General features: G+C 56.7%; 32 protein-coding genes. 26 read left to right on the plus strand and 6 right to left on the minus strand.

Features of this window, described 5'->3' with window-relative positions; genetic code table 11:
- Positions 1-2 precede the first annotated feature (2 nt).
- The 21 genes from J1C54_RS08490 (at position 3) to J1C54_RS08590 (ending at position 15,308) form a co-directional block, all read left to right on the plus strand.
- Positions 3-674, plus strand: coding sequence for a hypothetical protein (locus J1C54_RS08490; protein WP_229146370.1), 672 nt, complete (start codon positions 3-5; stop codon positions 672-674).
- Positions 671-1,390, plus strand: a complete 720-nt coding sequence (locus J1C54_RS08495; protein WP_229146371.1) for a hypothetical protein — start codon at positions 671-673, stop codon at positions 1,388-1,390. The genes J1C54_RS08490 and J1C54_RS08495 overlap by 4 nt, the downstream gene beginning before the upstream one ends.
- 207 nt (positions 1,391-1,597) lie before the next feature.
- Positions 1,598-2,119 (plus strand): hypothetical protein, encoded by a 522-nt coding sequence (locus J1C54_RS08500; RefSeq protein ID WP_229146372.1) that lies wholly within the window; start codon positions 1,598-1,600, stop codon positions 2,117-2,119.
- A 328-nt stretch (positions 2,120-2,447) separates the two neighbouring features.
- Positions 2,448-2,762 carry a hypothetical protein gene (locus tag J1C54_RS08505; protein ID WP_229146373.1) on the plus strand — a complete coding sequence of 105 codons (315 nt, stop codon included), beginning with the start codon at positions 2,448-2,450 and terminating at the stop codon, positions 2,760-2,762.
- A gap of 22 nt (positions 2,763-2,784) precedes the next feature.
- Positions 2,785-3,585, plus strand: coding sequence for a hypothetical protein (locus tag J1C54_RS08510; protein ID WP_229146374.1), 801 nt, complete (start codon positions 2,785-2,787; stop codon positions 3,583-3,585).
- Entirely contained in the window at positions 3,582-4,133 is a 552-nt protein-coding gene (locus J1C54_RS08515) for a hypothetical protein (RefSeq protein WP_229146375.1), read from the plus strand. Before J1C54_RS08510 ends, J1C54_RS08515 begins: the two co-directional genes overlap by 4 nt.
- Complete coding sequence (locus J1C54_RS08520; protein ID WP_229146376.1) at positions 4,130-4,924, plus strand: hypothetical protein; 795 nt, start codon at positions 4,130-4,132, stop codon at positions 4,922-4,924. The genes J1C54_RS08515 and J1C54_RS08520 overlap by 4 nt, the downstream gene beginning before the upstream one ends.
- A complete protein-coding gene (locus tag J1C54_RS08525; protein WP_229146377.1) occupies positions 4,921-5,463 on the plus strand; it encodes a hypothetical protein in 543 nt (180 codons plus the stop codon). The genes J1C54_RS08520 and J1C54_RS08525 overlap by 4 nt, the downstream gene beginning before the upstream one ends.
- Position 5,464: 1 nt before the next feature.
- The gene (locus tag J1C54_RS08530) at positions 5,465-6,334 is read left to right on the plus strand and encodes a hypothetical protein (protein ID WP_229146378.1); all 870 of its coding nucleotides are present in this window, start codon (positions 5,465-5,467) and stop codon (positions 6,332-6,334) included.
- A gap of 1 nt (position 6,335) precedes the next feature.
- The gene (locus J1C54_RS08535) at positions 6,336-7,148 is read left to right on the plus strand and encodes a hypothetical protein (RefSeq protein ID WP_229146379.1); all 813 of its coding nucleotides are present in this window, start codon (positions 6,336-6,338) and stop codon (positions 7,146-7,148) included.
- The gene (locus tag J1C54_RS08540) at positions 7,145-7,765 is read left to right on the plus strand and encodes a hypothetical protein (RefSeq protein WP_229146380.1); all 621 of its coding nucleotides are present in this window, start codon (positions 7,145-7,147) and stop codon (positions 7,763-7,765) included. The genes J1C54_RS08535 and J1C54_RS08540 overlap by 4 nt, the downstream gene beginning before the upstream one ends.
- Positions 7,766-7,834: 69 nt before the next feature.
- Positions 7,835-8,692, plus strand: coding sequence for a hypothetical protein (locus tag J1C54_RS08545; protein WP_229146381.1), 858 nt, complete (start codon positions 7,835-7,837; stop codon positions 8,690-8,692).
- A 28-nt stretch (positions 8,693-8,720) separates the two neighbouring features.
- Positions 8,721-9,371, plus strand: a complete 651-nt coding sequence (locus J1C54_RS08550) for a hypothetical protein (protein ID WP_229146382.1) — start codon at positions 8,721-8,723, stop codon at positions 9,369-9,371.
- A 160-nt stretch (positions 9,372-9,531) separates the two neighbouring features.
- The gene (locus J1C54_RS08555; RefSeq protein WP_229146383.1) at positions 9,532-10,194 is read left to right on the plus strand and encodes a hypothetical protein; all 663 of its coding nucleotides are present in this window, start codon (positions 9,532-9,534) and stop codon (positions 10,192-10,194) included.
- Between the two features lie 2 nt (positions 10,195-10,196).
- On the plus strand, positions 10,197-10,829 hold the full coding sequence (locus J1C54_RS08560; RefSeq protein ID WP_229146384.1) for a hypothetical protein: 633 nt from the start codon (positions 10,197-10,199) through the stop codon (positions 10,827-10,829).
- 2 nt (positions 10,830-10,831) lie between these two features.
- Positions 10,832-11,908, plus strand: a complete 1,077-nt coding sequence (locus J1C54_RS08565; RefSeq protein ID WP_229146385.1) for a hypothetical protein — start codon at positions 10,832-10,834, stop codon at positions 11,906-11,908.
- Positions 11,909-11,921: 13 nt separating this feature from the next.
- Positions 11,922-12,764, plus strand: a complete 843-nt coding sequence (locus J1C54_RS08570) for a hypothetical protein (RefSeq protein WP_229146386.1) — start codon at positions 11,922-11,924, stop codon at positions 12,762-12,764.
- 97 nt (positions 12,765-12,861) lie between these two features.
- The gene (locus J1C54_RS08575; protein WP_229146392.1) at positions 12,862-13,455 is read left to right on the plus strand and encodes a hypothetical protein; all 594 of its coding nucleotides are present in this window, start codon (positions 12,862-12,864) and stop codon (positions 13,453-13,455) included.
- Positions 13,455-14,042, plus strand: a complete 588-nt coding sequence (locus tag J1C54_RS08580) for a hypothetical protein (RefSeq protein ID WP_229146409.1) — start codon at positions 13,455-13,457, stop codon at positions 14,040-14,042. Before J1C54_RS08575 ends, J1C54_RS08580 begins: the two co-directional genes overlap by 1 nt.
- Before the next feature lie 25 nt (positions 14,043-14,067).
- Complete coding sequence (locus J1C54_RS08585; RefSeq protein WP_229146410.1) at positions 14,068-14,703, plus strand: hypothetical protein; 636 nt, start codon at positions 14,068-14,070, stop codon at positions 14,701-14,703.
- Positions 14,700-15,308 carry a hypothetical protein gene (locus J1C54_RS08590; protein ID WP_229146411.1) on the plus strand — a complete coding sequence of 203 codons (609 nt, stop codon included), beginning with the start codon at positions 14,700-14,702 and terminating at the stop codon, positions 15,306-15,308. The genes J1C54_RS08585 and J1C54_RS08590 overlap by 4 nt, the downstream gene beginning before the upstream one ends.
- A 53-nt stretch (positions 15,309-15,361) precedes the next feature.
- Here the strand turns inward: J1C54_RS08590 and J1C54_RS08595 are convergent, their stop codons facing one another.
- From J1C54_RS08595 to J1C54_RS08605, 3 genes are all read right to left on the minus strand, one after another.
- On the minus strand, positions 15,362-15,646 hold the full coding sequence (locus tag J1C54_RS08595; RefSeq protein ID WP_229146413.1) for a hypothetical protein: 285 nt from the start codon (positions 15,644-15,646) through the stop codon (positions 15,362-15,364).
- 155 nt (positions 15,647-15,801) lie between these two features.
- Complete coding sequence (locus J1C54_RS08600) at positions 15,802-17,349, minus strand: hypothetical protein (protein ID WP_229146419.1); 1,548 nt, start codon at positions 17,347-17,349, stop codon at positions 15,802-15,804.
- Positions 17,346-17,732 (minus strand): hypothetical protein, encoded by a 387-nt coding sequence (locus J1C54_RS08605; protein ID WP_229146420.1) that lies wholly within the window; start codon positions 17,730-17,732, stop codon positions 17,346-17,348. Before J1C54_RS08605 ends, J1C54_RS08600 begins: the two co-directional genes overlap by 4 nt.
- Positions 17,733-17,800: 68 nt before the next feature.
- Here J1C54_RS08605 and J1C54_RS08610 point away from each other — a divergent pair, with 68 nt between their 5' ends.
- The 5 genes from J1C54_RS08610 (at position 17,801) to J1C54_RS08630 (ending at position 21,525) form a co-directional block, all read left to right on the plus strand.
- On the plus strand, positions 17,801-18,328 hold the full coding sequence (locus tag J1C54_RS08610; protein ID WP_229146421.1) for a hypothetical protein: 528 nt from the start codon (positions 17,801-17,803) through the stop codon (positions 18,326-18,328).
- A gap of 76 nt (positions 18,329-18,404) precedes the next feature.
- Complete coding sequence (locus J1C54_RS08615) at positions 18,405-19,124, plus strand: hypothetical protein (protein WP_229146422.1); 720 nt, start codon at positions 18,405-18,407, stop codon at positions 19,122-19,124.
- Positions 19,121-19,867, plus strand: coding sequence for a hypothetical protein (locus J1C54_RS08620; RefSeq protein WP_229146424.1), 747 nt, complete (start codon positions 19,121-19,123; stop codon positions 19,865-19,867). Before J1C54_RS08615 ends, J1C54_RS08620 begins: the two co-directional genes overlap by 4 nt.
- A 39-nt stretch (positions 19,868-19,906) precedes the next feature.
- A complete protein-coding gene (locus J1C54_RS08625) occupies positions 19,907-20,482 on the plus strand; it encodes a hypothetical protein (protein ID WP_229146426.1) in 576 nt (191 codons plus the stop codon).
- Between the two features lie 164 nt (positions 20,483-20,646).
- A complete protein-coding gene (locus J1C54_RS08630; protein ID WP_229146428.1) occupies positions 20,647-21,525 on the plus strand; it encodes a hypothetical protein in 879 nt (292 codons plus the stop codon).
- Between the two features lie 93 nt (positions 21,526-21,618).
- Here J1C54_RS08630 and J1C54_RS08635 read toward each other — a convergent pair whose 3' ends face one another.
- The 3 genes from J1C54_RS08635 to trfA form a co-directional block, all read right to left on the minus strand.
- Positions 21,619-23,316, minus strand: coding sequence for a phosphoadenosine phosphosulfate reductase family protein (locus J1C54_RS08635; RefSeq protein WP_229146429.1), 1,698 nt, complete (start codon positions 23,314-23,316; stop codon positions 21,619-21,621).
- Positions 23,317-23,664: 348 nt separating this feature from the next.
- Positions 23,665-24,627 (minus strand): replication initiator protein A, encoded by a 963-nt coding sequence (locus J1C54_RS08640; protein WP_229146430.1) that lies wholly within the window; start codon positions 24,625-24,627, stop codon positions 23,665-23,667.
- Positions 24,628-25,451: 824 nt separating this feature from the next.
- Positions 25,452-26,525 carry a plasmid replication initiator TrfA gene (gene trfA / locus J1C54_RS16735; protein WP_370635628.1) on the minus strand — a complete coding sequence of 358 codons (1,074 nt, stop codon included), beginning with the start codon at positions 26,523-26,525 and terminating at the stop codon, positions 25,452-25,454.
- Positions 26,526-26,531 lie beyond the last annotated feature (6 nt).

Below are 26,531 nucleotides of genomic sequence, written 5' to 3' on the forward strand. Positions count from 1 at the left end.
ACATGACCATAAATGCCGGAATCAAATTACAACCAAAGTACATCAAGCTGGCTGACGATGTGTGCATCACGTTGGCAGAGATCACACAGCGCGCAAAGAACTGGGAAGACCTTGCTGCTCTCGCTCCCAAGATGGCTCCGACAAAGGAGGTTGCTGAGGCGACGCTCCGCGTTGTCGCCAGCCTGAAATTATATGAAGAAGTGTCGGCTATTGAGTACGAGTACCATATTGATGTCAAAGGTAATCATTTTTATATCTATCCCGATGACAACATGGACATGCCGCGGGAGCTACTCCATAGGCTATTGGGGTGGATAGCTACCGTTGCTGCGGAGAACGAAGAGGTGATGGCAAGGGAGTATTCGGAAGATGGACATGGCGCCCATCTCCATATCGTGGGCAAGAATGGCGTTACCGTATACGATCTCGATAAGCAGCTAACCGAACACCGAAGGGCGGTCGCGATCCATGGCGAACTGGCTGAAAGTCCTGATGCGCTCGCCGAGAAACTCATCCAGCAGGCTGCCGAGAGAGAAAGCGAAGTTGATGCACTGAGGGAGATGCTACGGCGGGCAATCGCGCTGTCGCAGCCGGCGCAAAGAGGCATTATGGCAGACAAGCTGCTCTGTCCCTCTGCAACGGCAGATTCCCTGCCGGGAGTGCTGAAGCCATGAGCTATAAGCTAACAATTTCGATAAAGCCGTCGCAGGAAAAACCTCTTAAACAGCTGATCAAGGCGCTTGCCAATATAAACCTTTCAGCCCTGAATCCTGACGCAGACGATTACCCAGCACAAGTCGCTGCGGCTGCCGCGAAGGTTGCACCAGATAAGCAAACGCTGAGAGCTCTGCAGGAAGTAATTGGGAGAAACGATAAGGAGTTATTCTACTGCGATGAAATCTCAGTAAATGCGATGTCAGGAGACGATAGCGGATGGGTAGGACTGCCTGAGGAGTGTCGCGATCAGGGAGAGTTCTACGCCGAAGGCGAATACACGAACTACGATATCCTGACGAGTCTGGCGCAGCACGTTTTGCGGTCGGGATCGCCAGCCCCCTATGCAGTGCTATATGAGTGGGATGGAGACGAGAACACCAGCGCGTCTCAGGCCATTATCACCAGCGACAGCGTGACCTGGTATGATCTTCAGTGCGAGCAGAGGCTGCATTGCGATGCGCTGAAAAAAGAGCCATGGCTTCTGTCCGCTGAGTCAGCGGCTGACAGGCTGTTATGCGCCGCTGAAAGCTCGCCGGATGAAAAAGATACGCTCAGGAGAATGGTGAGAGTATTGGCCGAAGCTGCCGGGGTCAGTGGGCGCATGCGTGCGCTTAAAGACGGGGGGCTGCATAACATGCTTTCTAATATTGATGGCCTGGATTTCAAGCCATAACGAATTGCGTGCAGTGCACCGCCAGCAAGCAAGCCTGAAAGGCGTTATAACGCCGATCATCATGGTTTCGGCTGTGCCATCGCCCACCAGCTGCCGGGCTTGCCAGGATCGCCGTCATCCCTATACTAAACGTCAAGCGCCCGGGCAGACGTTTATCGGCCAGTAACAAGCCCGGACCCAGAGGCCTACAAGGAAGAGCAGCGCGATATGTCAGATGATAATCAGGAGGTCACCACAGATGAGACCCATGCGCATCAGATACAGCCAAATCTGAAACCGGTTTGGATCTCGATCGCCGCGGTCGCCAGTCTTTCCCTCTGGGCACTCATCTCAAGCCACCAGGCAACAAGCAGTCTTGAGAAATTCTCAACGGCGCTGGGCCCGGTCTATCTCGACTACTTGAATAATAAGGACCGTTATACAGTCGATTTCACCGCGACAGAGGTTCAGGATGTCGGCAATGGCTTCTATCTCGTTCGTGCAGAGCAAGAGGAGCACCTCACAGGACTAAAATACAAGGGCCGCATCGTCAACACTACCTCTGTTCAGCGCAGCAATGTTGAGTTCAAACTGATTGTCGGCGCCCACGAAAAAGAGTTCATGATCAATCAGATCTCTCCGGGTAATAGCACAGCCTTTGATGTCTACTTGCCAGACGTGACACCAGAGGCCGGGCGGTATGGTGAGATTCGGCACCAGCAATCCAGCGTATCTTACTCTATCCGCTGACAATTGGCCTCCAGCGCTGGCACAAGAGATGAACACGGCAGTAGCCATATCAACGCCAGCCGCGGCTCCTCAGCAGACCAGGTCGGCCAGGCTGACGCGCCAGCGCGGAATCACTCGCCCTTGTGGCGAGGCCGAGGCATAAACAGGGCGTGTCCGAACCCCGAATGCCGCGTGTCACCACTGCCTTTCACGCCTCGCAACGTCTTTGCCCTTCGCTCGCCAAAAATAACAGGCTGGCGACCCGGATAAATCCCGTATAATATCCTTTCTACAAGGCTGTCAGGCCAAGAGCCGGGCGCCACCCTTAGTAGCAACCGGAGATATCCTCATGAAGCGCTTTTTCGTGATGGTCCACCTGCCCTCCCCCGCGGCATTTCACGACGGTCATGTGTACCAGGTGACAAACCAGGGCACGCTGATCAGAGCTACCCACGCCGCTAACGGCCAACTCTTTGCCGTTGCCGCCAAGTATGGCTCTGCCCTCCTGGAGCAGGCCGAGGCGGCAGCCAAGAAAGTCGGCGGGTTCGTTCTGGAGATCGAAGGCACCTCCCCGGACAAAGAATATGTACAGGGCAAGATCCTCGATCACTTGGAAGCGCTCCAGGCAGCCGAGATCGCTGACACCCCCCAAATGATCTGGTAACCGGTCGCCGGCGGAGACTGCCATGAGTGACAACGAAGACGACCGTTACGCCATGCAGGCGTTCCTCTGGGTGCGGCCAGATGCTGTGCCGGAGATCGAGGAACTGCTTGAGTGGCTGAGCGAGCTCAGCGATCGAGAAATGTCCCTGTATGACGAAAAACAGCGCCTGACTGAGAGGGCCAGGGATATCTCCACGTTCGCGCCCGACAAGCGCTTTGCCGCGGACCTGATGGAGTGTCTTCCTAGCTCCCAGACCAACATCCACCACACCGGATTTGTGGTGGAAAAGCATACCCCGCAAGACGAGGCCGGACAGTGGGCTTATGTGGAGTGGAATGGCGGGTACGTGGATGAGAATCTCCTGGCAGGAGTGATGCAGTTTCTGCTGCGCCGGTACCGATTCAAGGACCAATTCGCTTGTGTGCTACATGAGAAGGCAACGAGCGAGGGCGTCGGCTACTCGATGGTCATTGAGCCCGACCGTAAGACCACCTACGACAGCGAAAAACTGGCTCATGAGCACCGCGTCGCACTGACCGCAAGCCCTGCTTTGGTGGATACCGAGCAGTTTCTTATTGGCCTGGACAGGCTGGTGGAGGCGCAGTCGTCTGCCGGCCGGGACCAGGAGCTGGCGGCGCTGCGTGCGCTGGTGCGGGAGCAGGCCAGACTGATGAACCCAGGGCAGCGCCATGCGCTCCTCAAAACCGGGACTGGCGCTCAGCTGCTGCTGGAAGCAGCCGCCCAGCTGGGGCCCATTGGCCTGCTCCCTGGAATAGAAAATGCGGTTTTGCCTGCAGAGCCAGTGCCGGGGATGCAACCGTGATTGTCGACGCAAAGCGCAAGGCGTTGGCGTCGCTGGCGATGTTCGAGGCGATTTATGGGCAGCCTTTGGCGATTGGGCTGCAGGTCAGGGTCGATCCTTCCAATCCCTACGCCGCGGACTGGGATGGCGAGTTTGTCATCACCGGCATCAATTGGGATGCCAGTGGCGAAATGAACGTCACCATTAGCGACAGCTTTCAGGATGGTGGTACCGATGGCTGGACGCCGTCCGACCTGAGGCCGGCCTCATATCTGGCCCCCAAGAGTCGATGCCTGCTGGGTTTTCTGGTTGCCGGCGATGCGCTGCAGGAGCTGTTCGAGTTTGCCAGGCAGCCCGACGGAAAGTTTGCGGACATCCTCATCGGCTTCGACGAATCCTTGTCAGGCGATCAGGATCATCCAGCGCCGTACGCGATGCTCGCCGATGCGCACACCGACGAATCGGTGCTGTTGTCCCGAGCCCCCCGGGCCTTACCAGGGCCTGGTGAGCCAGATGCGGAACCGGGCCGTCGGCGCCGGCCCATGCGTAACACGGAGATCGCACTGTGAGCACGCCGCCAAAAGCCCTGACCAAGTTCGAACTGACTCTGGATCGCGAACGCATCCCGGCGGTGCAAAGAACTATCGAGCTGCTTTGCAGGTTAGCTCTCTACGAGAGGGATGTGTCTCGTCGGCAATCCTACGAGATCAGCAAGGATCGCCCCGCTGTCATCAACGATCTTGGGGAGACGCGAGCCGAACAGGTGATGCTAATGGCTGCCACCCCGAAAGACCTGTCGCTTGGTTGGTTTGATAGGGACTGTATTTTTCTCTATGGCGACACAATGGTCTGGGAGGGAGGCAAAACAGCCGTTTCCCAGGGCGTGATTGATCACCTTGCCGGGTATTTTCTTCGCACCGCCAGCAGCGCTCCGTTTTGTGTCGTCAATAACCAGGTCGGAGATAAAGAGCTGGTAGTCGAGACGCGGATCGTTGATCGAGAGCGTGTAACCGTTTATTGCGCCGGCAAGCTGGTAAAAGAAACCCGGTTGGCCTATCTGGAATCACCCGCCTCAGTAACCAAAGAAGGCTATCGAGATGCATTGGACAGCATCCTTGACCGGCTGGCGCGTCGCGCGACAGATGCCGATGAGCTCATTGGCAGATTGCGGGACATCATCCAGGCCCAGGGACAAACCATGACGCCAGCCCAGCGCGCGAAGTTGAGCCGACGCATCTCGTTTTGCAGAACCATTGAGGCCGTGGTCCGGGAAACCGGTGAACCTCTAGGCCTTAACAAGCAGCTTGAAGATTCGACATTGGCAGAGATCAGTTCCTGCCCTTCGGGAGTAAAACCATGACCGTATCAAACCGTATCACCCTGAAACGATTTCGTTCGGGCCGATCTGAGGAAACCATTGCCTTCAGCGCTGAGGTTTTCGTGGATGGCAAGCTGGTGGGCCAGGCAAGCAACAGCGGCCAAGGCGAGTCCATTCGCTGGGAGCCGCCGGCGATGGAAGCCATGATCGAGGCGGTGGCAAAAACCTTGCCTCCTCGCAAGACTCATTACGGGAATCTGCCGATGGACGCCGAGCTACTGGTGTTCACCAAGGCGGATGAACAAATTGCTCGGGCAGAGCTGAAGCGAAAGCTCAAGACCCGCGTGCTGTACGTGCCGACGGGATCTACGGAGCTTCACTCAACCCAGCCACTTCACCACAACCACTCGGTCGCATTGGCTGACCCTGAGATAAACAAAAAACTGCGCAGCGATCGCATTCTCAATTTCATGACCGAGGATGAGGCGCTAGAAATCTACTACACCGTAACGCGACAGGGCTTGCCCGTGCCGCCGGCTGACAACGACGAATCACCCTCGCCCGCCATGGGAGGACACTAACGTGTCACATATTGATGTTGAAACGTTCGGCCAGATTTTGCTTCGCCCGGAGAAGGCTGCATTTATTCGCGATGTACTCGAGCTAATCGAGGAGATTGGCAACGAAGATGATGCCATGTCCAGCGATTGGGGCGAGCTTGATAAAGAGGCGCTCGATGAGCGCCGCGAGTTTGTACATCGGACGGCGAAGACCAAGGCGGTCGCGCACGCTGCGCTCGCAGCTCTGGATGGCCAAGCAGCGGTGGAACTGCCGGGGTTCACGGTGGTAGGCATGGACACATCGGCCCCCAAGGTAAGCATCTCTCGCGAGTCTGGCGTTAACGATGAAGCACTCGTCGCCGTCATGCGCTGGGTCATTGCCAACGGTGGCGCCAATGGCCACGGGTTCTACAAGGTGATCTGCACCTCGTTCTCTTCCGGAGCAGGGTCATCGGACGTTAGCACCGTGCTGGTCACAGAAAGTGGCGCAACGATCTACAACGCAGAATCACAGCTTGATGAACATGCGAAAGCCGTGAGTCGACTGCCGGGGCTGTCGAACCCAGGCGCGTTTGCCGAATCGCTCTACCGGGAGCTTTGTCCGGCGCCCGGAAAGAACAATGCCATCCTGATGGAGCGGCTGCTTGGGGTGCTGTTAGAGAATGCCCCCCATGCCATGGAGAATGTGCTCTTCGACGATGTTTTGCGTGAAGAGATATTGGTATCGCTGGCGGCGGGCGGAGAGAATCCGGCGCTCCGCGGACTCAATGCCTGGGCGGAAGAGATTGATGCCCAGTGCCGAAAAGTAGCGCCTGCGGACAAGCAAGAAACCCCCGAAGCCGATTCCGAAGACGATGATGACGCGCCTTCTATGACAGCAGGAGTGCAATAACGTGTCCGACATTGATGTTTCGGTAACCGGGCAGGTCCCGATCCGGCCGGAGAAGGCGAAGTACGTCTCCCAACTGGTTGACGCCCTGTCGTCTTTGGCCAACGACGAGAGAATGGCAGGCATCGAGGAGTACACGGTACTCAGCGAGGACCAGATGGAGGATCGCCGCCGCCTGATCATCAAGCTGGCTGACACGAAAGAGGTGGCACATTCGCTGGAGCAGATCGTACGCGATCGCTCGGTGGACTACCTGTGTGGGCTGATGGTCATGGACACGAACTCTGACCATCCGGTGCTGGACGTCGACTCGGACACCAGCGTCGATGACGATTTGCTGGTGGCGGTGATGCAACAGGTTATCCGGACCGCCAGCCCGCCCGGCGCGACAGGCTGGTACATGGTGGATGTGACCACCTACGGTCACGGCGAACCAGACTCTCATGACGTCCACAAAGTGCTGATAACCGCAACAAGCGCCACGTTCTACAACGCGGACAGGTCCTTCATTAATCACACAGAAATGCTCACGGCTATGCCGGGGCTGGCGGATCCGAAGATGTTTGCAAAGCAACTGATTGATGCCTCGCCGGCGGGCAAACAGCGGGAAGACTTTTTGGCCGCACTGGTTGAGGAGCTTGTCGGTCAGTCACCGGACGCGCTGAAGATGGCGCTGAAATCGCCGGCGGTCGCACAGTCGCTAGAAAATCTGCCTGACCAGGCATTGCCTCAAGGGCTGAGCCAGTGGCTTCGGGCCGCCAAGGCCGGCGGTGAAAATGAATATGACAACGATGAAATCGGGAGTCCGTCACCATGAGTAGTGATCAAAGCGCCGCGGCAGAGACAAGCCCCATTCAGGCAATCAGTGGCCGGGTCTGCATTCGTCCGGAATCGACAGGTCTGATTGCGGGCATCATCAAGACGATAGCTGAGCTTGCCAACGCTGAAAGCCAGCTGAATGTCCCCACGAGCAGCCGTCTTGATGTTCGCACGCGCACTGCGCGAAGCAAGTTCATTCGGCGAGTAGCGCCAAGCGCAGAGGTGGCCTCGGCCACCATCGCAGCCATGGCGGATCATCCCAGCGCCGGCTTGCCGGATCTGGGTATCGTCAATGATGTAGTGGACGGTGCCGAGGTGCCGATGCTGGCCTATCACGGCCAGGCCACCATGCAGAACATGACGCTCTCGCACATCCTGCGCTGGGTGCTGAATAACGCATCCAGCGAGCATGCTGCCCGATACGAATATGTTGTTGCCGGAATCGAGAATGGCCGGCTGCGCATCAATGGCGGCAAGCACGTTCTGGTCACCCGGGAGGACACCTTCGTTTTCGACGGCTCGGATGAGTGTGAAGACAAGGCCCTTGAGATCATGCGGCAGCGAGAGGACGAGGCCGCCGCGGATCAATCCGACACGCCAGGGATGACGAACTGACAGTCGAGAGATGCTCTCACCAAACATTTTGGTACGGGAGCTATCAAAAAATTACGCAGGGCACGAATCATGGCTGAAATCTACCTGTACACCCGCGAGGTCGGCGACCCGACCAACATGGCCATCATTGGGGTTATTGAGTCCAAGGAGCCATTGATGTCTGGTGAGCGCCTCTGCTGTGAACTTTACGGCGGCGTTGCAGGCAATGGCGCGGTGGTCATGCTGATGAAGCCGGGCGAGCCGTTACCTTTGCCTGAGATGGGGTACGAGGCGGTTCAAATCACAGACTACCTGCAGAAACCTGTTTGGCCTGGCTACGACAACAGCGAGAGCCCGGAAACGTTTGGAGGCCACATCATCATCCAGGAGAGCCAGCTATTTGAGGGGGAGAGGGGATTTCGGTATGTATTCGTCAGCGCCATGCGCAAGTCGGTCGACCTGTTGATGGACCTGAAAACCGGCCAGCGAGCCGATGCCGTGCTTTTCACCGGCACGCTGGATCCGGATGGCGCCATCCATTCAATAAGGCGAGAGTCGGTATCAGCATTTAACGGATCCGCCGCCAGCCAGATATTTCAGCAACCAATTTGGGGATCGGCCCGAAAATACCGCCTCAACAGTTGCCTGACCCCGACCGCTATCCGCAAATACCATGAAGTCAGCCAACTCATTGCCACCGGCGCCAGCGCGAAGGAGATTGCGGAGAATCCTGAGTATCGCGAATACGTGAGCTCCCAGCACCGGGATGCTGAGTATGTTGGCTACCTGACATCGCTTCACCAGCAAGGCTTGCTCGAGGAGCCAAAGTTCCTGCTCGCTGAAGACGTGCATGCAGAGCAGGACCGGCGCCGAGACCAGGCGTTACGCGAACTGATGTTACGCAAGATGGCGGAAGAGTTCGCCAACGACATCGGCGCTGCGCCGTGATGGCAATGAATGACTGGAGGCAGTGCTGATGCACGGCCAGTACATCAGCACAACGGGGTGGCTTGCTTTCCGTCAGGAGCACGAGCGGCTGGTGTCGCCCGTGCTCTTGGCAATCGAGAAACTGGCAATGAAGGAAATCGCCAGAGGATTCCCTCATCGGGGCCCAATATCTACCGAACAAAAACTGGAGCGAGTTGCAATCCTGCAAGACGTCTCGCATACAAAAGCCATCGCCCAAGGGGTAATCAGCGCGCTGGCGGACGAAGCGAGTAAAGGGCTTCCAGTTATCAGGATTCACTCCCTTGATTTTCCGGCAATGCCTCCTTCTCCTCCTGATGCGAGGCCGTACGGATCAAGCCCTATCAGGAAGCTGGTTTATGATAATTTCCAGCATGACGCCGAGTCCGGCGTTCTTGGAAACGTTTTACGGTGGGTGTTGAATTCCGCGAGCCCAGAGCCTTTTGCGCGCTACAACATGGAAATCCGGCAAAAAATCCACGGGAAGGACAATCTCCTTGATGGCCGGTATGTGCTGGTGACGAGAGAGGGCGTGCACGAGTTTGACAGCTCTGCCCGGTGCGACGCCAAGGCGATACAACTCGGGAAGGCCCACCGGGAGATGCTGGCTGCGGGCCGGGATGGCTCGGCACCAGAGCCGGGGCCGAGCCCGTCGGCATAACCACTACCGCCCAAGCTGACACTCTGGCGAACAATTTTGTACGCACAATAGCCAGCGCCCTAAATCCCGTATAATATCCTTTATACAAGGCGCTCTGGAGGCATCCTCGGCCGGAGCATGTTAGCGCCGCCCTTAGGATATCACCGGGAGGACCAGGATCGTGCCAGCGCCCGACTGCGAAGACAAACCCCTCATCTCGTTTGGAGTCTGGGCAAAGCTGCCCATTCGATCCCGAATGGCCGGCATGATGGCGGCGCTCGCCGAGACGCTGAATCGGGTGGCATTTAGTGAGCAGGTGGGAATCTCCAGGCTCGCTCAGTATTCCGATATCGACCCGGATTCCAGGCTGAGCAGGAGCGACCTTGAAGCCCGAGCGGCGCTGATCCGAAAGATAGCTCCCACCAAAGCGGTCATGCTGGCGGCGCAAGAGCTGCTGACAGATTATTCGACCTGGCGACTTCCTGAGCTCCAAGTTGAGACCGCCGATCGTAGCGAAACCCACCCTGTCTTGGCCCGCTCTCTGTCTCACCTGACGGCCCGCCATACCACCGAGTTCGCTCACCAGCCCTTTGAAACCATTCTGCGCTGGGCGCTCACCCACGCCAGCGATGCACCTTATGTATCGTATTGTGCCGACTGCGATCAGGTCCTCGGGCGCTACATGGTCATGACCCGGGAAGAAGAGTTTCTATTCGGTGATCAGGGTGGGTGGCGAGCCAAGATGGTCGCGCTCAGAACCGCCGAGGGCGCCGCGCCAGCGCCAGGCAATGCCGGCCGCGATGAGGATGATTCACCCTCCCCCGCCTCTTATGGAGGCCTGTGAGCATGGGCAAAACACTCGAAAGCAATCTTTTCGGGAAACTGCCTATCCGCCCGGAGTCCGCCCGGATGATGGCGGATTTCGGCAAGGTGCTGAGTCTGCTGGTGGATGCTGAGGTTTTGGAGGATCTGGCAGGTCCTGACCAGCCGCAACTGACCAAAGAGCAGGTGTCCGTCCGGGAACGGCTGATCCAGACGCTGGCCGACACCAAGGGCGCCGCCCAGGCGTTGCTGGCGGCACTGGGAGACAGGTCGACCTGGATGCTGCCGCATCTCAGCGTTTCAAGGAAAACGGTGGACGAGCACCCCGTCACATCACTTGACATATTCGCCTGCGAAAACATCGAAAACACGACGCTCAATAGCATCCTCCGGTGGGCACTGAACAATGTGAGCGATGCGCCCTATGCCCAATACCAGTTTCGTCTGGAGGAGCTTCACAACGACAACGATCCGGAAGTCATTGAGGAGAGCTTCGCCATCGTCACGCGAGAACAAGACTACGTCTTCTGCGACGCCGAGGACTTTGACGATCTCGCCACCAAGCTGGATCGCGCCTGGGCGGCCCAGCAGCGCGTCGCCGGTCTGCCGCACGACCCGTCATCCAACGCCGGGCCGGCCGCCCCGGGAGGCATCTGACCATGGCCACAACGCTGTTCTGCAACGTGTCAGGGGTAGTTCCTATCCGCACCGAAGCGTTCGGTTTGATGGCCGAGTTCGCCCGCACGATGAACGAGGTCGTGACCAGGGAGGTTGAATACGATTTCCCGGAGCGATCCCGCCTGTCCCCGGCCCAGCTTGAGACCCGGGCATGGCTGATCCGCAAGACCGCGGGCACCAAAGCGGCCGCCCAGGCGGTGCAGAACGCACTGGCGGACTGGCCCAGCTCGCTGTTGCCACAATTTCGGGTGGATCCGTCAGCAGCCGGCGGCGCCAGAAAGGCGGCAATGACAGTCATGGGAGGGGACGAGCTGACGAACCTCACTCTGGACCGAGTGATCGGCTGGGCGCTCCAGAACGTCAGCGACGCGCCATACGGTTGGTACACATTCGAAATGAGAGAGTCGTCTACCAAGAGCCCCGAAACCCACCTGATTGCCTCGAGCTACACAATCATCACCCGGGAAGACCATTACCGGCTGGGGTCGGGCGAGGAGTTCAACGCCAAAATGGCGGAGCTGAACCGCCAGCACGCCGCGGCCGCCCAGGACCACGACATCTCCCACCTGGAAGCCGTCATCGAGCGCTGCAAGGATCTTCATGGCGAACAGTTCTTCGTCGAAGGCGGATGCGCAGTCCTCGCCGCCCTCCTCGCCCAGGCTGCCCAGTCCAAAGGCGAGTCAGGGGATTTCGTCCTGCTCATCCGTGAAAACGAAGACGGCGAGACCTGGCTAAGTCACATCTGCTACCACCATCACCCGTCTAACCGCGTGATCGACATTACGGCGTTCGACCGTGCGGATGAGCTGTGGATGGACAACATCGCCCTGTCGTGTGCGGAGTTGCGCGAGCCAGAGCCAGAGTTCAGGCTGGAGGCCGTAGAGGCCAGTCCGAAATCGGACATTCTGGCCACTCTCCGCCAGCTCACCCAGACGTGGCGGCTGAACGTGAATACCGACTGGCTAGACCGGCATTACGAGACGCTTGCTCTGGCCTCGGTGTCGTCAGCGTCCGCCAGCGGCACGCCCCTCTCTCAACCCCCAGCCCCGCAGCCATAGGAGTCGAACCAAAATGTCATCCATGGATACAAGCGGGTACACGGCACTGATTGAGGATATCCCGGTCGGGGATATCAAGCGTATTGCAGGGCTGATCACGACGATGACCGACATCAGCATCGCTGAGCGCCGGTGCCAGATCGATGAATGGGAAGGCCTCACCGATCAACAGATACAGGAACGCCGAGCCATCGCCTATAGGTCTGCCCCGGACAAGGTAACCGCGGAAACCGCACTGCAGATCCTTGGTGACCACCCATGGCAAAACTTTTACCCCATGAGATTCAAGTTCGTCGGCAAGCACGGCGGCAAGGCAGCACTGTTTGCAGACGGCGGTACCGCTATATGGAGTGACGTCGCTGTCAGGTTCGTCCAGCACATCCTGGCGAATCATGCGCCGGCAGGGAAAACAGCCAGGATCGGCTGCCACTACAGCCACGATGAGGAGACTGGCGGCCGGGGCACCGTGGTGACCCCCACCCATCAGTTCGTCATGGATACCGTTGTGTTCATGGAAGATACCGAAAGAGCGATATCGGCTGCCCCCGGCTGTGTGGACGGCGCCGCGCTTGGGCGGACCCTGGTGGATGCGGCCGCCGCCGGTGCGAGGGGTGACCGGGATGCGGAGCTGGAGGCGCTGCGTGCGACGGTGCTGGGGCTGGCCACACACGGGCTACCCCCGAATTTGTTTGGTGCGCTCAACGAGCCTGGTGTCGCCAGCACGATTAGGGCCGCCCTGATTGCCCGGGGCGAGCCCCTGGGTGTCTGGGACAAGGAGATCGAGCTGGCGGTCCTGGAGTCGGCCCCACGGTCAGGAGATGACCACACCGGTGGGATGGCCCCTGGCCGGGGGTGACCCGGGGAATGGGGGCAGCCCTAAGACCTGGTTGAGTGATACGGCAGAAGAGACAGCAACGAACACCCGAACTTTTTTGTATGCAGGAGCAACGATCATGAGAGTGCTGGTAATCACAGAAAAACGAACCGGGCCGGACTGGTTCGGTCGGGTTGCTCCTGGTAAGCGGGTCAGCGCCGAGCCCTATATCCAGGGCGAGAAAACCGGGCACGCCCACTGGGTTACTGCGGAGCCTGAAGTGCTGGCGGAGATCTCCAACCATCTCGCGAATGTTGATCGTCCGGTCACCATGTCATTGCAGACCATGATTCCCGAGCAAGCCTGGCCGGAGTTTCTCGCCTACAAGCGTGCGTTCTCCGCTGCCATTCGTGCCGATATCGATACCGTAAGCGATTACAGACCCGAGCTTGCCATGCTGGCGTTTCGCGAGGCGGCCAGCTCTGTAGATATCGCCCCTCTCTGGATGGTTGACCATGCGCTGGCGGACTACATCCGTCGTGGCGTGACCCCGGAGCGGGCGGCCTGGTTGATTGGTCGGAACTGGACGATGGACGAGCTGATGTACCGGCCGTATAGCGCAGATGACCTTATTCGGGCTGCCGAGGCTGGATCGATGCACCTTGAGTCCACCGGCAAGGCACATCTTGAAGTCGCCCAGGAAGATCATGCCGATCCCGGAGCCCGGCCCTGATGGTGGCCTCGACTGCAACGCAGCCCAGATTTCTGGGGCCTGATGAGGCGGCGGCTGCCGGGGTGGCGGTTGCGAGGTACCCGGGTGGCTTGCAGCAACAGCCTGCATTTGGGCCTGCTGGCGGACCGGATGCCTGGTCGCTGACCGATGCCGGTCTGGCGTTGGCATACGACATGGCGGCCGTATATCGGCTCAAAATGTCCGTCAAACGTGCCCGCGCCTTGGAGCTGGTTGCTGCCGCCGGCGAAGACGGTCTCCCCTTGTCCGATGTTCCCCGTGACCTTTGGGATTCGGCTCACGTCCTCAGCCTTGCCCACACCTTGCCTGACGCCCGCGAGGCAGTGCTTGCCGCGGCGCTGAAAGGGGACGAGAAGGCCATGGGGTCAATCCAGGAAGAGTCGCTGCTTATCCGCCAGAAAGTCATTAAGGGCCGTCGCCCGGTTTACGTTGTGACTGCCGCGGGCAGGGAGCTGATCGTCGCAGCGGATGCCATCAAGCAGGCGGCTGTGGCGGCGATGGACGGCGACCTCAATATGCAAGATGTAGTAGATGAGTTTTTCCCACAACAGCCCGGCTTTACGGGCTGACCCTTAAAAAATAACGGAGATCACCATGACGTCGAAAAAAATCGTCACCGGCAATGACTTGGCGGAGATCGTCGCCGCCCTGCTGACCAATCCCATGGCAGCGGGGCAGGACTTCTCGCCGGAGACCCACGCGCAGTTCTTGCGAGAAATCGCGACAGTGGTTGCGGACCATTGCGGCGGGCAGCTGGGCCTTGATGAGCCGCAGCGACACGCGCTCAGCGGCAACGACGTCCACCACGCAGATATGGTGGTCATTGAGGGCAACGACAGCCTCCCCGAAGATGGCGGCATTTGGGCGCCCTACCCCGATCTGGACGGGGACGGTGACCAGCGACTGACTGCCAGCGGCCCTGGCCGCAACGAAATCACCACCGCTGCCCTCGAGGCGATCATTGGACAAGGCCGCAAGCTGGTGGTGGTCCAACACAACCACAGCGAAGGCGACTCGAGCCTGCATCACGCCATTCTGCCGATCAATTGGGGCAAAGCTGACATCGCGCGCACGATGATTCGGGTTGAAGACATCGACTACGAGCCGGAACGTGGTGAGTCACTGCGCAGCTACAGGGTGAACAGCACGGAGGTCACGGTATATGAGCCTGCGGACCTGGTAACCGAGGACGCAATGGAATTGGAAAATGTAGGAGCGCCTGCACCATGAGCAATGATCACATCAATGAAGAAGACGCCGGCCTGGGTCACGAATACATGGCGGGCGACACGCTCATCCGCTGGCGGACCACCCCGTCTCCAGAGGGCGCTGCGCGCCGGGAAGACACCCTGGAGATTGGCGACATCAAGCTGATCATCACCCGGGATCCGTTTGGCACCACGCCGGTGACAACGTCTGTGGACTCGGAAGGGCTGCTGCGAAACGATCTGCCCGATGAGCATTCCTGGAATGCCGGCGCCCGGGCGCTGCTAACCACAATCATGACTCTGGCGCATCACCAAATCGTCCGAATCAGCGACCATGCCTTTCACGACAGCCTGCTGATGGCGCTCGACCGCCTGAAGCGGCAGAACGAAATGGTATGCGAGTCGTCAGCGGTGCTGGTGGTACCCAGAAGCGCATTGCAGCACGTCGCCTGCACCCAGAATCTGTCGGATGAGCAGCTCGGCACGCTGATCACCAGGATTCAGGACTCGTTTACGAATGCGAGGGTGGGATCGGGTCGCCCAGGAGACCTGGTGGGCCAGCTGCTCGAGGCGGTGATTGAAGAGTGTGTGGCAGACATGGAGGCTGACGCGAGTCCGGCGCCGTAATCTCGCAGGCAGGATGGCAGGGACGCCTCCTGACCCCGCACCTCAGGTCTGGCTTAGGGCCACAATGGATTGCGCATCCAGCTTGTAACCACCGTCATCTGCTCGGCATCCAGTGTGCCGGCTGCTTCAAACACATCAAATCCAAACCGGTTGTTGTTGCACCAAACGCCCAGTGCAAACCTGGCCATGATGGCCTCTCCATGAGACGCCGCGCCAAGATACCGATCGACCGCATCCTCGCGATAGCAAGCCGAATCCAGGTCGAACAGCGGCAGAAGGTATGGCATGTCTCGCTTGAGCCATTCAAAGAAGCGGGTTTGTGCGCTGCTCAGCGCCATAACGAATCTCCCGGGCAAAGAAAGGATGCAGTGTAGCACTCATGCCGTTTCGGAAAATGCCGGCAGGACGGCTGATCCGAGACCGGCAGATTGGCCAAAAAGAAAAGGCCACGGAAAGTACGTGGCCATGGGTGGAGTCATACCATCAGATAGCGTTATACAGATGGCGCCACGTCGACCTGAGCGACATCCTCATCCTCAGGAGAATGATCCGGGCAGCGCCCACACGCCTCTTCGGCGAGCTGGCGAAGCAGCGTGGCCTTTTCCTTTGGAAAGCTGAGACCCTGCTGTTCGATAAAGTTTTCAGCCATCTCGCGAGGCGGAGAGAGCCAGGGGAAATCAGGGAGATGCCAATTCCTATCGTCCTTGCGGGTGATGTTTCTCAGTCCCTCGCACATGGCGTCGAAATACTGCTGATGACGATCTTTCCAGCTGAGGTTGGTAAAGTCGGCCCGGAAGGCGCTGGAGTGGAAACCGAGGATGTTATCCAGTGAGCGATAACCGCTCGACTTATCAAGCCCCCAGTCCTGCGGGTTGAATTTCATCTTGATGGTGATGTCGCTGGTGTCAGCGCTGCCGCCACCGTTGCCCCAGTCCATGGAGCCGATAACCGGGCCATCGATTTCGATTTCATCCCCGACCTCAACAGACAGGAACTGCAGAGGATCAATCTCTATGGCGATCATGGGTGACCACTCGTATCGACAGGTGTCGTTGGCCTCCTTGAAAAGAATATCCATGGGGATAAGGGGCGGCTCCTCGGGGCGGGGCTTTTCGTGACGGAACACCGCCGGACGCCACCGCTCCAGCGATTCACGCATGCCTGGATTCGCGAGCAACGGATTTTCCCGCATCTTGGAGAGCCAGGACAGGAGCCCCATGTAGAAGTCTTCGCCAGAGCAGTTGAGCGCATCCAGTGCACGAAGGAAATTCGTGTTTTTCTGGATGTTGGGGTTCTCAATTATGGCTTCAACGTCAAGAGGGAATTCCGCGTTATACGGTACCCAGACGAACCGAAGCGATCCCGGGATCAGATCTGCCGGATTACTCTTGTCGGCATACCCTGCGCCTTCAATGAAGGCAAAACGCAGGTCATCTTCAACAGCATCGGCGTCACCGCCCAGCAACTCGACAATGCCCTTCGCATATTCAATATCCTCATCGGCATGTGTATGGCGCCAGGCGTCATAATAGAGATCGTCGCGATTTTCCATTACGTCGTAATTGTCATCTTCAAGCAGTGAAACGAATTCACTCCGAAACCGTTCCTTGGCAGACATCCATGGTGGATATTGATCCCGTTTCTGATGCGCCGCCGCCCACGCCTGGCTAATTGTATCTCGTGCGCCATCATCAGAAAGCTCACTGTGGTTGTGAATACTCCAGTATTCGCAGTCGCTACCCTGCCCCGCCTCATGGGCCACGTGATACAGGGCAGCAGCGAACCTGGCTAGGGGGGACTCATCTGACGGCTCGGACAGGTCGACCCTTGTCATGGTGCTGTCGATCGAAGGGGTGCAAAGCACCATCGGCATGGATTCCACGTCTCGTGGGGCGTCGTCATCCCATGCCTGAATGGCGTCAACAAAAGATCTGTCCCGGGCAAGAGACGATCGTGAGATGACTCGGCATCGCCGACCATCAATGGTCGCAATCCAGGCAAGGTCATTATCAGCTGCCCAGCCCCAGAGATCTTCGATCATGCCTGCATACCTCCAAATACCATGTCGTCGCCGCCGGAAGGCGACCAGGCGCGCGCGTGATCCATCAGCGCATCGGCACCTCCAATAGAAATAATCGCAACTATCAACGGATCAAGGCACTGGCGCCGGAGGCTCCCACTGCTTGCACGCCATTTATGAAGTAGCTCCTCTGAGTTTGCATGAGGGCCCGCGGGGAGCAACTCAGAGGCTCGCTCAACGGATGTGCCGCCTGACACCACCCGGGCCCACAGGACCGTCCGCAATCGCCCCGCGCCACCAGCGAGATCAATGAAATCGCAAAGGCAGGTGATCTGGGTATCCAGGCCCCACTTCATGGACAGAGCAAAGCCGAAGAATGGGTGATTCTTGATAAGTGAAGGCATCCTGAACTCCTTGCCGAGCAATCCCGTAAAAAGTAGTATATACGGAACTTACAGAGGCTGAAATATCCATGCTGAAAGCGCAGACCACCCCCGCCCCCCTGCGGCAAACCAAACACCTCCTGTTTGTCTCCCATGCTCCGGGTGCCAAACCGATCATCGAAGACACCGCCGGCGCTGGCCGGGTGACGGTCTCCAGTGGCCCCTCCGCCGGGACGTATGTGGTACAGGCTAATGAGCCACAGCCCCTGTCCAAGCTCTCCCGTGAGCTGGCCAAGGCCGGCGTGGTGCACGTGTTCATTCCCGACCGAGAAATGGAGGACTACCTCCGGTACAAGGAATCCGTGCTGCAGGCCGGGAAGATGCTGGTGTCGGACCGCGAGGAGGCTCGCTACGGGTGGGCCAACGATGATCTGATCTGGTATGCCTTGTCACACAGCTTCGCCCCGGATGACGCCGCGGTAGCCATCAGAGCCGGATGGTTGCGCAGAATCGGGGCCCCAGGCCTCCAGATATTCCAGTTCGCCGGCTCCACGCTCCACGGCATCGCCGGGCCGGATCAGGCTCCCTCCCCCGTCACCTATGCCAGCACGCCCTGACATGAGCTCCTACGAGGGCGCCACAACGTCCCTGTTTGTCTGGCTGGTGATATCGGACTCCAGTCGCGCCAAGCGCTTGGACGAAGCGTACAGCGCCTACTCCGAAGCCCTGTATGCGTATGGCAAGGACAGCGCCGAAATCAAAGAGCTGAAGTCGCTTAGCCAGAGTCGGCAGCACCCGGCGCTTGCGAGCAGGGTGCGGGCGTCCCTGGGACATTTGATTGCCTCCAAAGCAGCATCCAAACCGGCCGCAAATATCGCGATGAATGCCGTCGATGAAATCTGCCTGCAAATAGAGGCAAACGTGACCGATCTGTATATGCCGGGACGGTTCAGGGCGTCCATTAATCACATATCCTTCAAGATTGATGACGAAACAGGCTGCCCGAGTTCCAGCGTCGCGTTCCTGTCAGCCTGCGCTAAACAGGGGCTTATAGAAAAAGGCGTCAAGGTCAGCTGGCAGGATCCAGATGGTGATCAGTACGTCTGCATTATTTCAAGCAAAGGCGAAGCCCACTATTACGACGGCGACGCCCTCGCCACTCTCGACATGAACGCTATGGCCGAGATTGGCATATCAAACACCGAGGATGACAAAGAGAAGTTCGTGCGAGCGATGCTCGAAGACGCTGCCGGGATCAAGCCGGAAGATGTGCTTTATATGCTGGCCAGGGAGGCAAGCCCATACGTCCTTTCAAACATCAAAAAGAAGGTGGCATTGCTGGCGGCAAGGCAACAACACGATGAACCTAACCCCCTCGCAGATATCGACGATGCCAGAAGGAGCGCTCCATGAGCGAGACCTACCTCAGCTTCTATTTTGAACCGAAAAAGACATCTCTTGCGCTGGATCTTCACAGGCTCCTCTCCGCACTGGAGAGTGTTGTTGAGGAGGTGAATAAAGGCGTTAAAGCCGACCGCGCTAGAACGACGAAAGAGCGACAAGAATACGCAGACGCCGCTGAGGCAATTATCTCAACTGCTGCCGCCAAGCACGCAGAAACAAAGTCTACGGCAGAGCTCGCCAAGCACATTCTTGGTATGTATCTGGATGCATACAAGAAAGAACAAACCTATCGCTTGATGCCAGACATATTCGATCACGAATACGACAAAGAAAACCATATTGTTCAAGTGGATGATGATGGCGGTGATCCTGACGTCTGCAGAACCGTGCTCAGCGAGTTTCTGGTGCATAGCGGTGGCAGCGAAACTATCTGCATCCGCCATGATGTGTCTGGGATAATCGGTGATGTCATATACAGCGACGGAACAGTTGAAACGTTTGACGCTGTTAAAATGGCGAATATCGAGGCGGGAGCTGCAAGCGATCTTGGGCGCGGCGCGAGCGATGAATCACGTGAAGAATTCGCGACCAGGCTGTTAAGCGAAGCATCTGCCGAGGAGAAAGAAAGCCTTCTGCTGAATCTCCTTAAGCTGGCCTACGCTGCGGATCTTCACGAGGCGATGGAAAAAAGCTGCAAGCGGTTGCTCCCCGTCAAGGAGAGCAATGAAGAAATGGCGCCGCCGGCGCCCTGAGAAACTCAATAAGCCGAGAGGCATCGTTAGGAGAACATCATGACCAAGCAAAACATCGTTATCCGTACAATGGATCTGCTTCTGATCGAAGCCCGCGGCCAGAGCATGGTTATTCGTGGCGGCGAAATCGACATAGAGGCGCTGGATCGCAAGGATATGGCGCTGATGGAACTGCTGGCGGACAGCACCAGCAAAACCACGGCCTCTCTGCCAACGGTAGACCGCATCCCCGGGGGGTTCCGGTTGGGATTTCCTCGTGATGCTTTCGGGGAAGACATTGCTGATGCCTGGAAGCTCCATTGCGGCACCGAAAAAACAGCGACTCTCCTGTCGGACCTGAAGATGCACGGGATGGCTGAGATCGAGTTTGCGGAGGGCGCAAGCCCGATCCTCTCTCCGATGGAGGCCGCAGAGGTGTCGGTCGACCCGGCCATTCTTCGTGCTGCGTACGGCACATGGGAAGAGCACCCGGATATTCCCCACGCCGACTGGCAGAGCGAAGTGGCAAGCCTCGATACCGTTCAGGGGTACTGGGACTATGTCGCACACACACTGGAGGCTCGTGCCGAGTTTGATGAAACGTTGGAATGCGAGGAACCGACGAGGAAGCCTTGAATGGCAGCGGCAGCACGTTGATTAGCGGGTATTCGTAGAATACCGGCCGGGCAACCCGTAATGAAAGCAAGGCGCCGGCAGCCAACAATCGAAGAACCGTGGTGTTTTTCCCTCCCTGTTCTCATAAGATGAGTTTTTTAATAATCGTAAAAGTGTTGTTAACCATGCGCCATCGCCACCTAAACCATCAGCGCTTCACCCTCGCCGCTATCGACGACGTGATCTCACGCGGGCGGTGGAGGGAGTGGGCGGAACTGCGCCGGGAGGTTTTGTCCGACCGCGCACTGCTGGACAAGGTGGAGCGCGTTTGCCGCCCTTACGCCTCCGATCCTTACGCTCAACGCCATCAATTCTGGATGCACTATGTCAAAGAGCACCGCTCCGCACCTGATTTAGAGCTCGGTTTGTCCTCTGCCCCACGACTCCAGCGCATCCCGCCGAATGCTGCGCCGGGCGGCGGTGCCACATCAGCACCTCATGCAGAGTATCGTTTGAATGAAGTGCTGGCCGAGATTGAGTCGGCCGCGGGGTGGGGAACGGCCCTCGTGCAGGACTCTCTGCAAGCCCTTGTTAGCCTCGATGGCATTGAAACGGGGATTCGTCAGTTTATCCGTGACGAACCGCTGGAAACGACAGTGGTGGACTACCACGGTTCGCGAATCGCCGTTCCGACCGAAGGCGAGATTCTGCGGATCAAGGGCGTGCTGATTCTCAAGCGCAACGCCACACGGGACTACCTCGACTTCGTGTCCTTGGCCGATCACATGGGCGATGAGATCGTTGCCAATGTGCTGCAATCGTTTGACCGGATCTACCGGCAGGACAACGGCGAATCGCCGCTGCAGCAGTTGCAAGTCCAGCTTGCCAACGCACTGCCCTATGACCTGGGAGAAACCGAACTCAGCGAATACAAAAACCTCAATCCTCGCTGGCATGATTGGCCGGCGGTTAAAGCCGCTTGCTCTCACCTGTCGACCGTCATCTTCGACCAGGTGTGCGATATGGATGCGGATCACTCTGACGGCCATGAGATGGAGCCATGAAAAAGAGCGCATCCACAATTAAAAACCAGGAATAAGCGACCCAATCTGGGATTCTCGGAGTCCAGCTCCATTCCAGCCAATCCGCGATGACCCCTAAAAAAGCGGCAGATGGATTTGCACACGTCCGCCAATCGAATCGTCCGGCCTGCCAGGCTCAAGAGAATCCACCGGCCCACCAAGCCTCTCTACCAGGGCAATAGGGTCGTTCAAAATATCCCTCAGCCTTTTTCTGTGGATTGCGTTAGAAAGCCTCAGCATGGCGTCCTGGGTCGAATGGGAGCCTTTGTGGAAGGTAATCATCCCTTTCCTGGTTAGCATGAAAAATGCGTCGGCCGCCGGCGCGCCATCCCGAATATTCGCCAGATCCTCCTCCAGTCCCATCCCGTATTCGAGATAAAGTGCTGACGCCTCTCTGTCAACGGAGAACTCTTCCCCTGTGTTGATGGCGTAGAAGGCATGGCCCTTTTTCTCGATCACAGGCTCATGATCGATCGTTGCCAGCCACACGTCTCGCAAGCCCTGGAACAACTTCCCAAACTCATCGTCCTCGATCTGGACGCGCATAGGAGAGAATTTCGGCAAGGATGGACGCGGGCCTGGTGGAAGCTCCGGGATCGGATACCGCTTGCCGAGATGATGAATCTCATGCCACTCCTTGCAGGCCATGAGGGGCTCCGCATAACCGTATCTAGCATGCAGCAGAGAAATAGCAACAACATCTTCAGGACGCAGAGTTTGAAAGCGAGGTTCAATTCCAAGGTCTGCGGCTACTTCTCTTTCGATGGCATCGAGGGTCAACGAATAGCGAAGCAACTCTTTGCAAAATTGTGGCGAGTATGCGCCTGCACCAATAGTGATGGTGCCATCTTCATTGACAGTCCTGGCAAGCCAGTTGCGAGCTTTTGGGTGATCGTGGTAATAGGCAATGTAATTACGAAGATCATTCAAACCCTTCATAAATTGATTTTCTGTTTCCTCAAGCATGTTCTGCATTGAATGATCTTCAGCGCCTCTCAGGCATATCCAGCAGCCAGTGCGCGACCCGCACGAAGTAGACGAGCTGCGTCCAGTTATGTATGCAGTGACCATGCAATCACCGGTGGCGCTTCGATAAATATTTACCAAATCTTCGAAGTCAGAATACGTTTTGAAACGACCATTACGCACGTCGCCAATGAACTCAAAAATATCCTCTATTGTGAAATTTGCGATAGGACTCATGATCCAATCACCTTGTTCATTGCGAACAGGACGATCGGCTCTTTCTCCTCGCTTGGCCATATTGGCTGCCCGCGCTTCACTTTCATCAAAACGCTTGCCGATCAGAGAGACAATGCGATCTGGGTCGCCGCCGCTTTCCATCAACAACGTTTTCTTCATCCGCCTGACTGTCGATATCTTCATCATGTCCGAGCAGGCCGATGATTGATTGGGCATGCTGGCAAAAACCCGGCCGCCAAACATATTTACCAGGTACATATTGGTTGTTGCCGGCGTGCCGACATAAGTCTTTACCGGGAGGTTTTGCTCTTCAGCAAACTTGGCTACCTCACGAATCGATGTGATCGCGTAATTATGAACCAACGGGTTTTCAACCATGGTATCCATAGTCGCGACCCACATGGGCTGAACCGCTATCCCTTCCGAAACGACTCTTCTAAGCGCCTCTAGGGCCAATGCTGTCATTACCGAACTGTCCTTGCCGAACGATGACGCACAAATCGGTGTATAACCAGACCTGAAGAGGTCTGCGATTGACTCGATGGCGTGTTCTACTTTTTCTGATAACATTCTAAGGCTCCCATATAAGGGTTATCGGTATTTAGTTATCAACAGGCAAAAAATCTCAAAGAACCATTTCAAGAAAAAATCTTTTTTATATGTCTTTCTTAAAAGATAAGTTTTACAAGTTAAACACTTTTCTGATGCCTATCCGTGCCTGAGAGCAAGGCTGGCCGCGGCCTCGAGCTAGAGGGCCCTGTGGGATCGCACGAGGCAGACCAGCCGAAGGAACGTGGATCCATGTCCCAAGTACGCGCTGAAAATGGGCGAAGGCACGAGGTTATGGGCGATCGCACGAAAGGAGCGTGGGCGATAAGACGTTGTGGATAAAGATAACCACAGGGATGTCCACAGGAATTACCAGTCACCGTCCTCAGCCTCCATCTCACTGTGCATAATTTCGAGGTATTTGCTCTCCGGCAAGAACTGGTATCGTCGCGGCGATCGTCCCTCTCCCACCATATTGATAACGTAGCCAGGTATTCCTTCCTCTATGGCTTCATTCATAAGCCGCCGGAAATCGGTGGGAGCGCATTGTGCGCCCATGCGTTGCATAAGGGTGTGTTCACGGAACTCGATAATCCGTTTCTGGTTGCCAACAGCCTTCCTGGCAATCTCATACAGGCGCCGGGTATAGCTCTTGCGAAAGGAGAAGTATTGCTTGTCCATGGCGAGCACTCCCTTGTTGTTCAGTATGCTCGCGAAGAAGTGGTCACTCAGGATGACCTCTACGATGGAACCGTTCTTATCGATTTGCCGATATTCGACGGCGGAGATAAAACCAATGTTCCTGGTGCTGCCTTGGCTCTTGCTGTCCACTATCAGGTGTTGCTTGAAACTTGTATCTTTCAGCCTGTCGAGGGCGCCTTTCAGGCGACTGTATGACGCTCCACTGAGGCCCCGCCCAGAATCAGTGAGGAAGCTGGCTGCTCGAAACTGGATCCTGCGAGTAGGCCTGGTGCCTTCATCGAGAGCCTTGCGAATTGCCCCTGTTAGCCAAACTAGAACCTCCTTATCAAATAAATTAGCCCTGCTCTGCCCTGTAGCCGGCGTGATTTCTAGTAGAAATCCATTTCCCTGATTGTCTGTGAATTCGGAGGTAAAAATATCTGTGGCATTTTTGCTCAGGGCGAACAATGGCAACCAGAGGCCGTCCAAGGTGGCCTTGGGAGATACAGGGGTGTCGAATGCGGCGGAGAAGATGCTTATTTGCCCTAGCTCATCAGTAACCGCAACAGATGGGTCCTGGTCTGTCGTTTCGCAGAACACCACATCCTTATCTTTTGTAGTAACTGGTTCCTCAGTATCTGCAGAGCTCATTGTAAATCCCGTATGAAGCATATAAAACGTAATGCTGATAGTAACTCATCAGGGGGAGGGATTTGTATCTTTTATGATCACCTGTTGCGGGAGTCCTCAGGCTGTATATGGTGATCACTGAACGGTGCCGCATTATGCTTGCGGTCAAGATGGTTTCCGGTACCATTGAGGAACGGACAGCGTAGTCGTCTTCAGCGCCAGATCGAGAGCGTTAAGGTTTTGCCCTTCAGGTTTCCTAATAATCAAATAGTCCTCTTATAAAACTTTTATAAATGGGTTTAGAAGACGGGTTATAGGGATTAAAAGTCAATTAAAAGTCAATTAAAACAAGGCACTAAAGGCCTATGACCTGACTTGGACCGGCTTTGCGATCATGACGCACGAGTCACCAGAGTCAAAGCACGAGCAATCAGAGTTAAAGCACGAAAGCCCCCCTCTAAATCAGAGTCAAAGCACGAAATTCTGTGGATAAGTGCCTTTCTCTGGAAACCTTCTGTTTCCACTCATAGAGCGCCCTGCTCATTAAATATCAAATATTTCCTCCCGATCCCGGTTGGCTATGGAAACCATCAAGAATCAAAAAAATACTGTGGAAACAATCGACTGGAGTCGGAATTGCGCTGTTGTCGAAACCGATATCGGAGTTAAGGAAACCCCTAAATCGCCTTCATGCGCGGATGATTTCAGAGAATCGATAGGCTGGAAACCGGAATGGGCCCGACAAGTTTCGAGGCCGTAAAAGGACGAATTTCGTGCTTTGACTCTGATTTTCGAATTGAGGAGGCGATACCCGGTGAATGGCGGTGCTGGAAAAGGCGATCGACTTACGTAGTGGGGAAGAGAGGGGCCCGGGAGACGGAGACCTTTTCTGATTTTGGGTCGTACGTGGAGTCGAGTAGAAAGCCTTCAGCCTTCAGCTGGGCGAGCGCAGGAAGTAGAACCTTATTCGCCCAATCCATCCTGGCGGCTCTGGCCTCAATAGATTGTCGAGACCCCGACTTCTCTATGCACATAGAGAGAGTAAATGGCCAGGGCTGTCGGTGAGTAGATAGATAGCCATGCAGCCACTTGCCGAACGGTGATAGCTTCTGCCGCAATTCTAGTGAAAGGAGTGAGTAGTGGCTTCCCTTGAATAGCGCTAGAAGTTCTCTATCGAATTTGACAGCCCACTCGCTACTTGTCTTGCCTGATGAATTTTCGTATCGAAAAGCTGACACCAGAGAGAAGGCGATCCCCCTCCCCTCGTCCTCTGAAGTTTCCGGAAGAAACTCGTCGGCGATTCTATCAATCCTCGGACTGTGTATGCGTAAGGATGTGGCGTTGAGGCGGGTAAGGCAGTCAAGCAATCGCGAGTAATCTTTTTTAGATGAATGCCATCCGAGGTGTCTCAGCATGTCAGCTCTGCGGAAAGAGACCCACGTGTCTGGCTTAGTGTTTTGTGCCAGGGTTAGCAGGCGGAGGAAAACGTCCAGATCGGGGAGCTGCCGAAGCTCCTGTCCTGTATAAAAGATTTGGACGCTTTTGTCATACCCTGCTACGAGATGGTTGATAAGGTTCGCCCTGGGCACATGGGCCCCGCAGACGTTAAACAGAGATGACCTCAAGAGTTCATTTGGTATGCCCGCCAAGCCAGCAGACCAGTAAGGCATGACAACCTGGCCCGACTCGCGATCGCTATTATTAGGGCCGGCTCCTGCTTTGCGGCCCCGATGGACGACAGGCGATCTTGTCTGCTGCGGAGCGATGTGCGCTGCTTTACTGGAGCGAGGGACAGCCTGATCCATCGGGGTTGACGCCACTGGTGGGGTACCCCCCCCCTCCCTCTCGGCAGATTCTGCGGCCATGGCGGCATTCGCCATTACCCGCTTTATCAAGTCGTCAAGACTTTGTGGACCCATAGCTGT

The organism is Alcanivorax sp. 1008 (assembly GCF_020667895.1).
Classification (GTDB): domain Bacteria; phylum Pseudomonadota; class Gammaproteobacteria; order Pseudomonadales; family Alcanivoracaceae; genus PGZG01.

Excerpts from the sequence above, each read along its gene's own strand:
- J1C54_RS08490 (WP_229146370.1), top strand. The coding sequence starts at position 3 with ATGACCATAAATGCCGGAATCAAATTACAACCAAAGTACATCAAGCTG.
- J1C54_RS08495 (WP_229146371.1), top strand. The coding sequence starts at position 671 with ATGAGCTATAAGCTAACAATTTCGATAAAGCCGTCGCAGGAAAAACCT.
- J1C54_RS08500 (WP_229146372.1), top strand. The coding sequence starts at position 1,598 with ATGTCAGATGATAATCAGGAGGTCACCACAGATGAGACCCATGCGCAT.
- J1C54_RS08505 (WP_229146373.1), top strand. The coding sequence starts at position 2,448 with ATGAAGCGCTTTTTCGTGATGGTCCACCTGCCCTCCCCCGCGGCATTT.
- J1C54_RS08510 (WP_229146374.1), top strand. The coding sequence starts at position 2,785 with ATGAGTGACAACGAAGACGACCGTTACGCCATGCAGGCGTTCCTCTGG.
- J1C54_RS08525 (WP_229146377.1), top strand. The coding sequence starts at position 4,921 with ATGACCGTATCAAACCGTATCACCCTGAAACGATTTCGTTCGGGCCGA.
- J1C54_RS08540 (WP_229146380.1), top strand. The coding sequence starts at position 7,145 with ATGAGTAGTGATCAAAGCGCCGCGGCAGAGACAAGCCCCATTCAGGCA.
- J1C54_RS08545 (WP_229146381.1), top strand. The coding sequence starts at position 7,835 with ATGGCTGAAATCTACCTGTACACCCGCGAGGTCGGCGACCCGACCAAC.
- J1C54_RS08550 (WP_229146382.1), top strand. The coding sequence starts at position 8,721 with ATGCACGGCCAGTACATCAGCACAACGGGGTGGCTTGCTTTCCGTCAG.
- J1C54_RS08560 (WP_229146384.1), top strand. The coding sequence starts at position 10,197 with ATGGGCAAAACACTCGAAAGCAATCTTTTCGGGAAACTGCCTATCCGC.
- J1C54_RS08565 (WP_229146385.1), top strand. The coding sequence starts at position 10,832 with ATGGCCACAACGCTGTTCTGCAACGTGTCAGGGGTAGTTCCTATCCGC.
- J1C54_RS08570 (WP_229146386.1), top strand. The coding sequence starts at position 11,922 with ATGTCATCCATGGATACAAGCGGGTACACGGCACTGATTGAGGATATC.
- J1C54_RS08575 (WP_229146392.1), top strand. The coding sequence starts at position 12,862 with ATGAGAGTGCTGGTAATCACAGAAAAACGAACCGGGCCGGACTGGTTC.
- J1C54_RS08580 (WP_229146409.1), top strand. The coding sequence starts at position 13,455 with ATGGTGGCCTCGACTGCAACGCAGCCCAGATTTCTGGGGCCTGATGAG.
- J1C54_RS08585 (WP_229146410.1), top strand. The coding sequence starts at position 14,068 with ATGACGTCGAAAAAAATCGTCACCGGCAATGACTTGGCGGAGATCGTC.
- J1C54_RS08590 (WP_229146411.1), top strand. The coding sequence starts at position 14,700 with ATGAGCAATGATCACATCAATGAAGAAGACGCCGGCCTGGGTCACGAA.
- J1C54_RS08595 (WP_229146413.1), bottom strand. The coding sequence starts at position 15,646 with ATGGCGCTGAGCAGCGCACAAACCCGCTTCTTTGAATGGCTCAAGCGA.
- J1C54_RS08600 (WP_229146419.1), bottom strand. The coding sequence starts at position 17,349 with ATGATCGAAGATCTCTGGGGCTGGGCAGCTGATAATGACCTTGCCTGG.
- J1C54_RS08605 (WP_229146420.1), bottom strand. The coding sequence starts at position 17,732 with ATGCCTTCACTTATCAAGAATCACCCATTCTTCGGCTTTGCTCTGTCC.
- J1C54_RS08610 (WP_229146421.1), top strand. The coding sequence starts at position 17,801 with ATGCTGAAAGCGCAGACCACCCCCGCCCCCCTGCGGCAAACCAAACAC.
- J1C54_RS08620 (WP_229146424.1), top strand. The coding sequence starts at position 19,121 with ATGAGCGAGACCTACCTCAGCTTCTATTTTGAACCGAAAAAGACATCT.
- J1C54_RS08625 (WP_229146426.1), top strand. The coding sequence starts at position 19,907 with ATGACCAAGCAAAACATCGTTATCCGTACAATGGATCTGCTTCTGATC.
- J1C54_RS08630 (WP_229146428.1), top strand. The coding sequence starts at position 20,647 with ATGCGCCATCGCCACCTAAACCATCAGCGCTTCACCCTCGCCGCTATC.
- J1C54_RS08635 (WP_229146429.1), bottom strand. The coding sequence starts at position 23,316 with ATGTTATCAGAAAAAGTAGAACACGCCATCGAGTCAATCGCAGACCTC.
- J1C54_RS08640 (WP_229146430.1), bottom strand. The coding sequence starts at position 24,627 with ATGAGCTCTGCAGATACTGAGGAACCAGTTACTACAAAAGATAAGGAT.
- trfA (WP_370635628.1), bottom strand. The coding sequence starts at position 26,525 with ATGGGTCCACAAAGTCTTGACGACTTGATAAAGCGGGTAATGGCGAAT.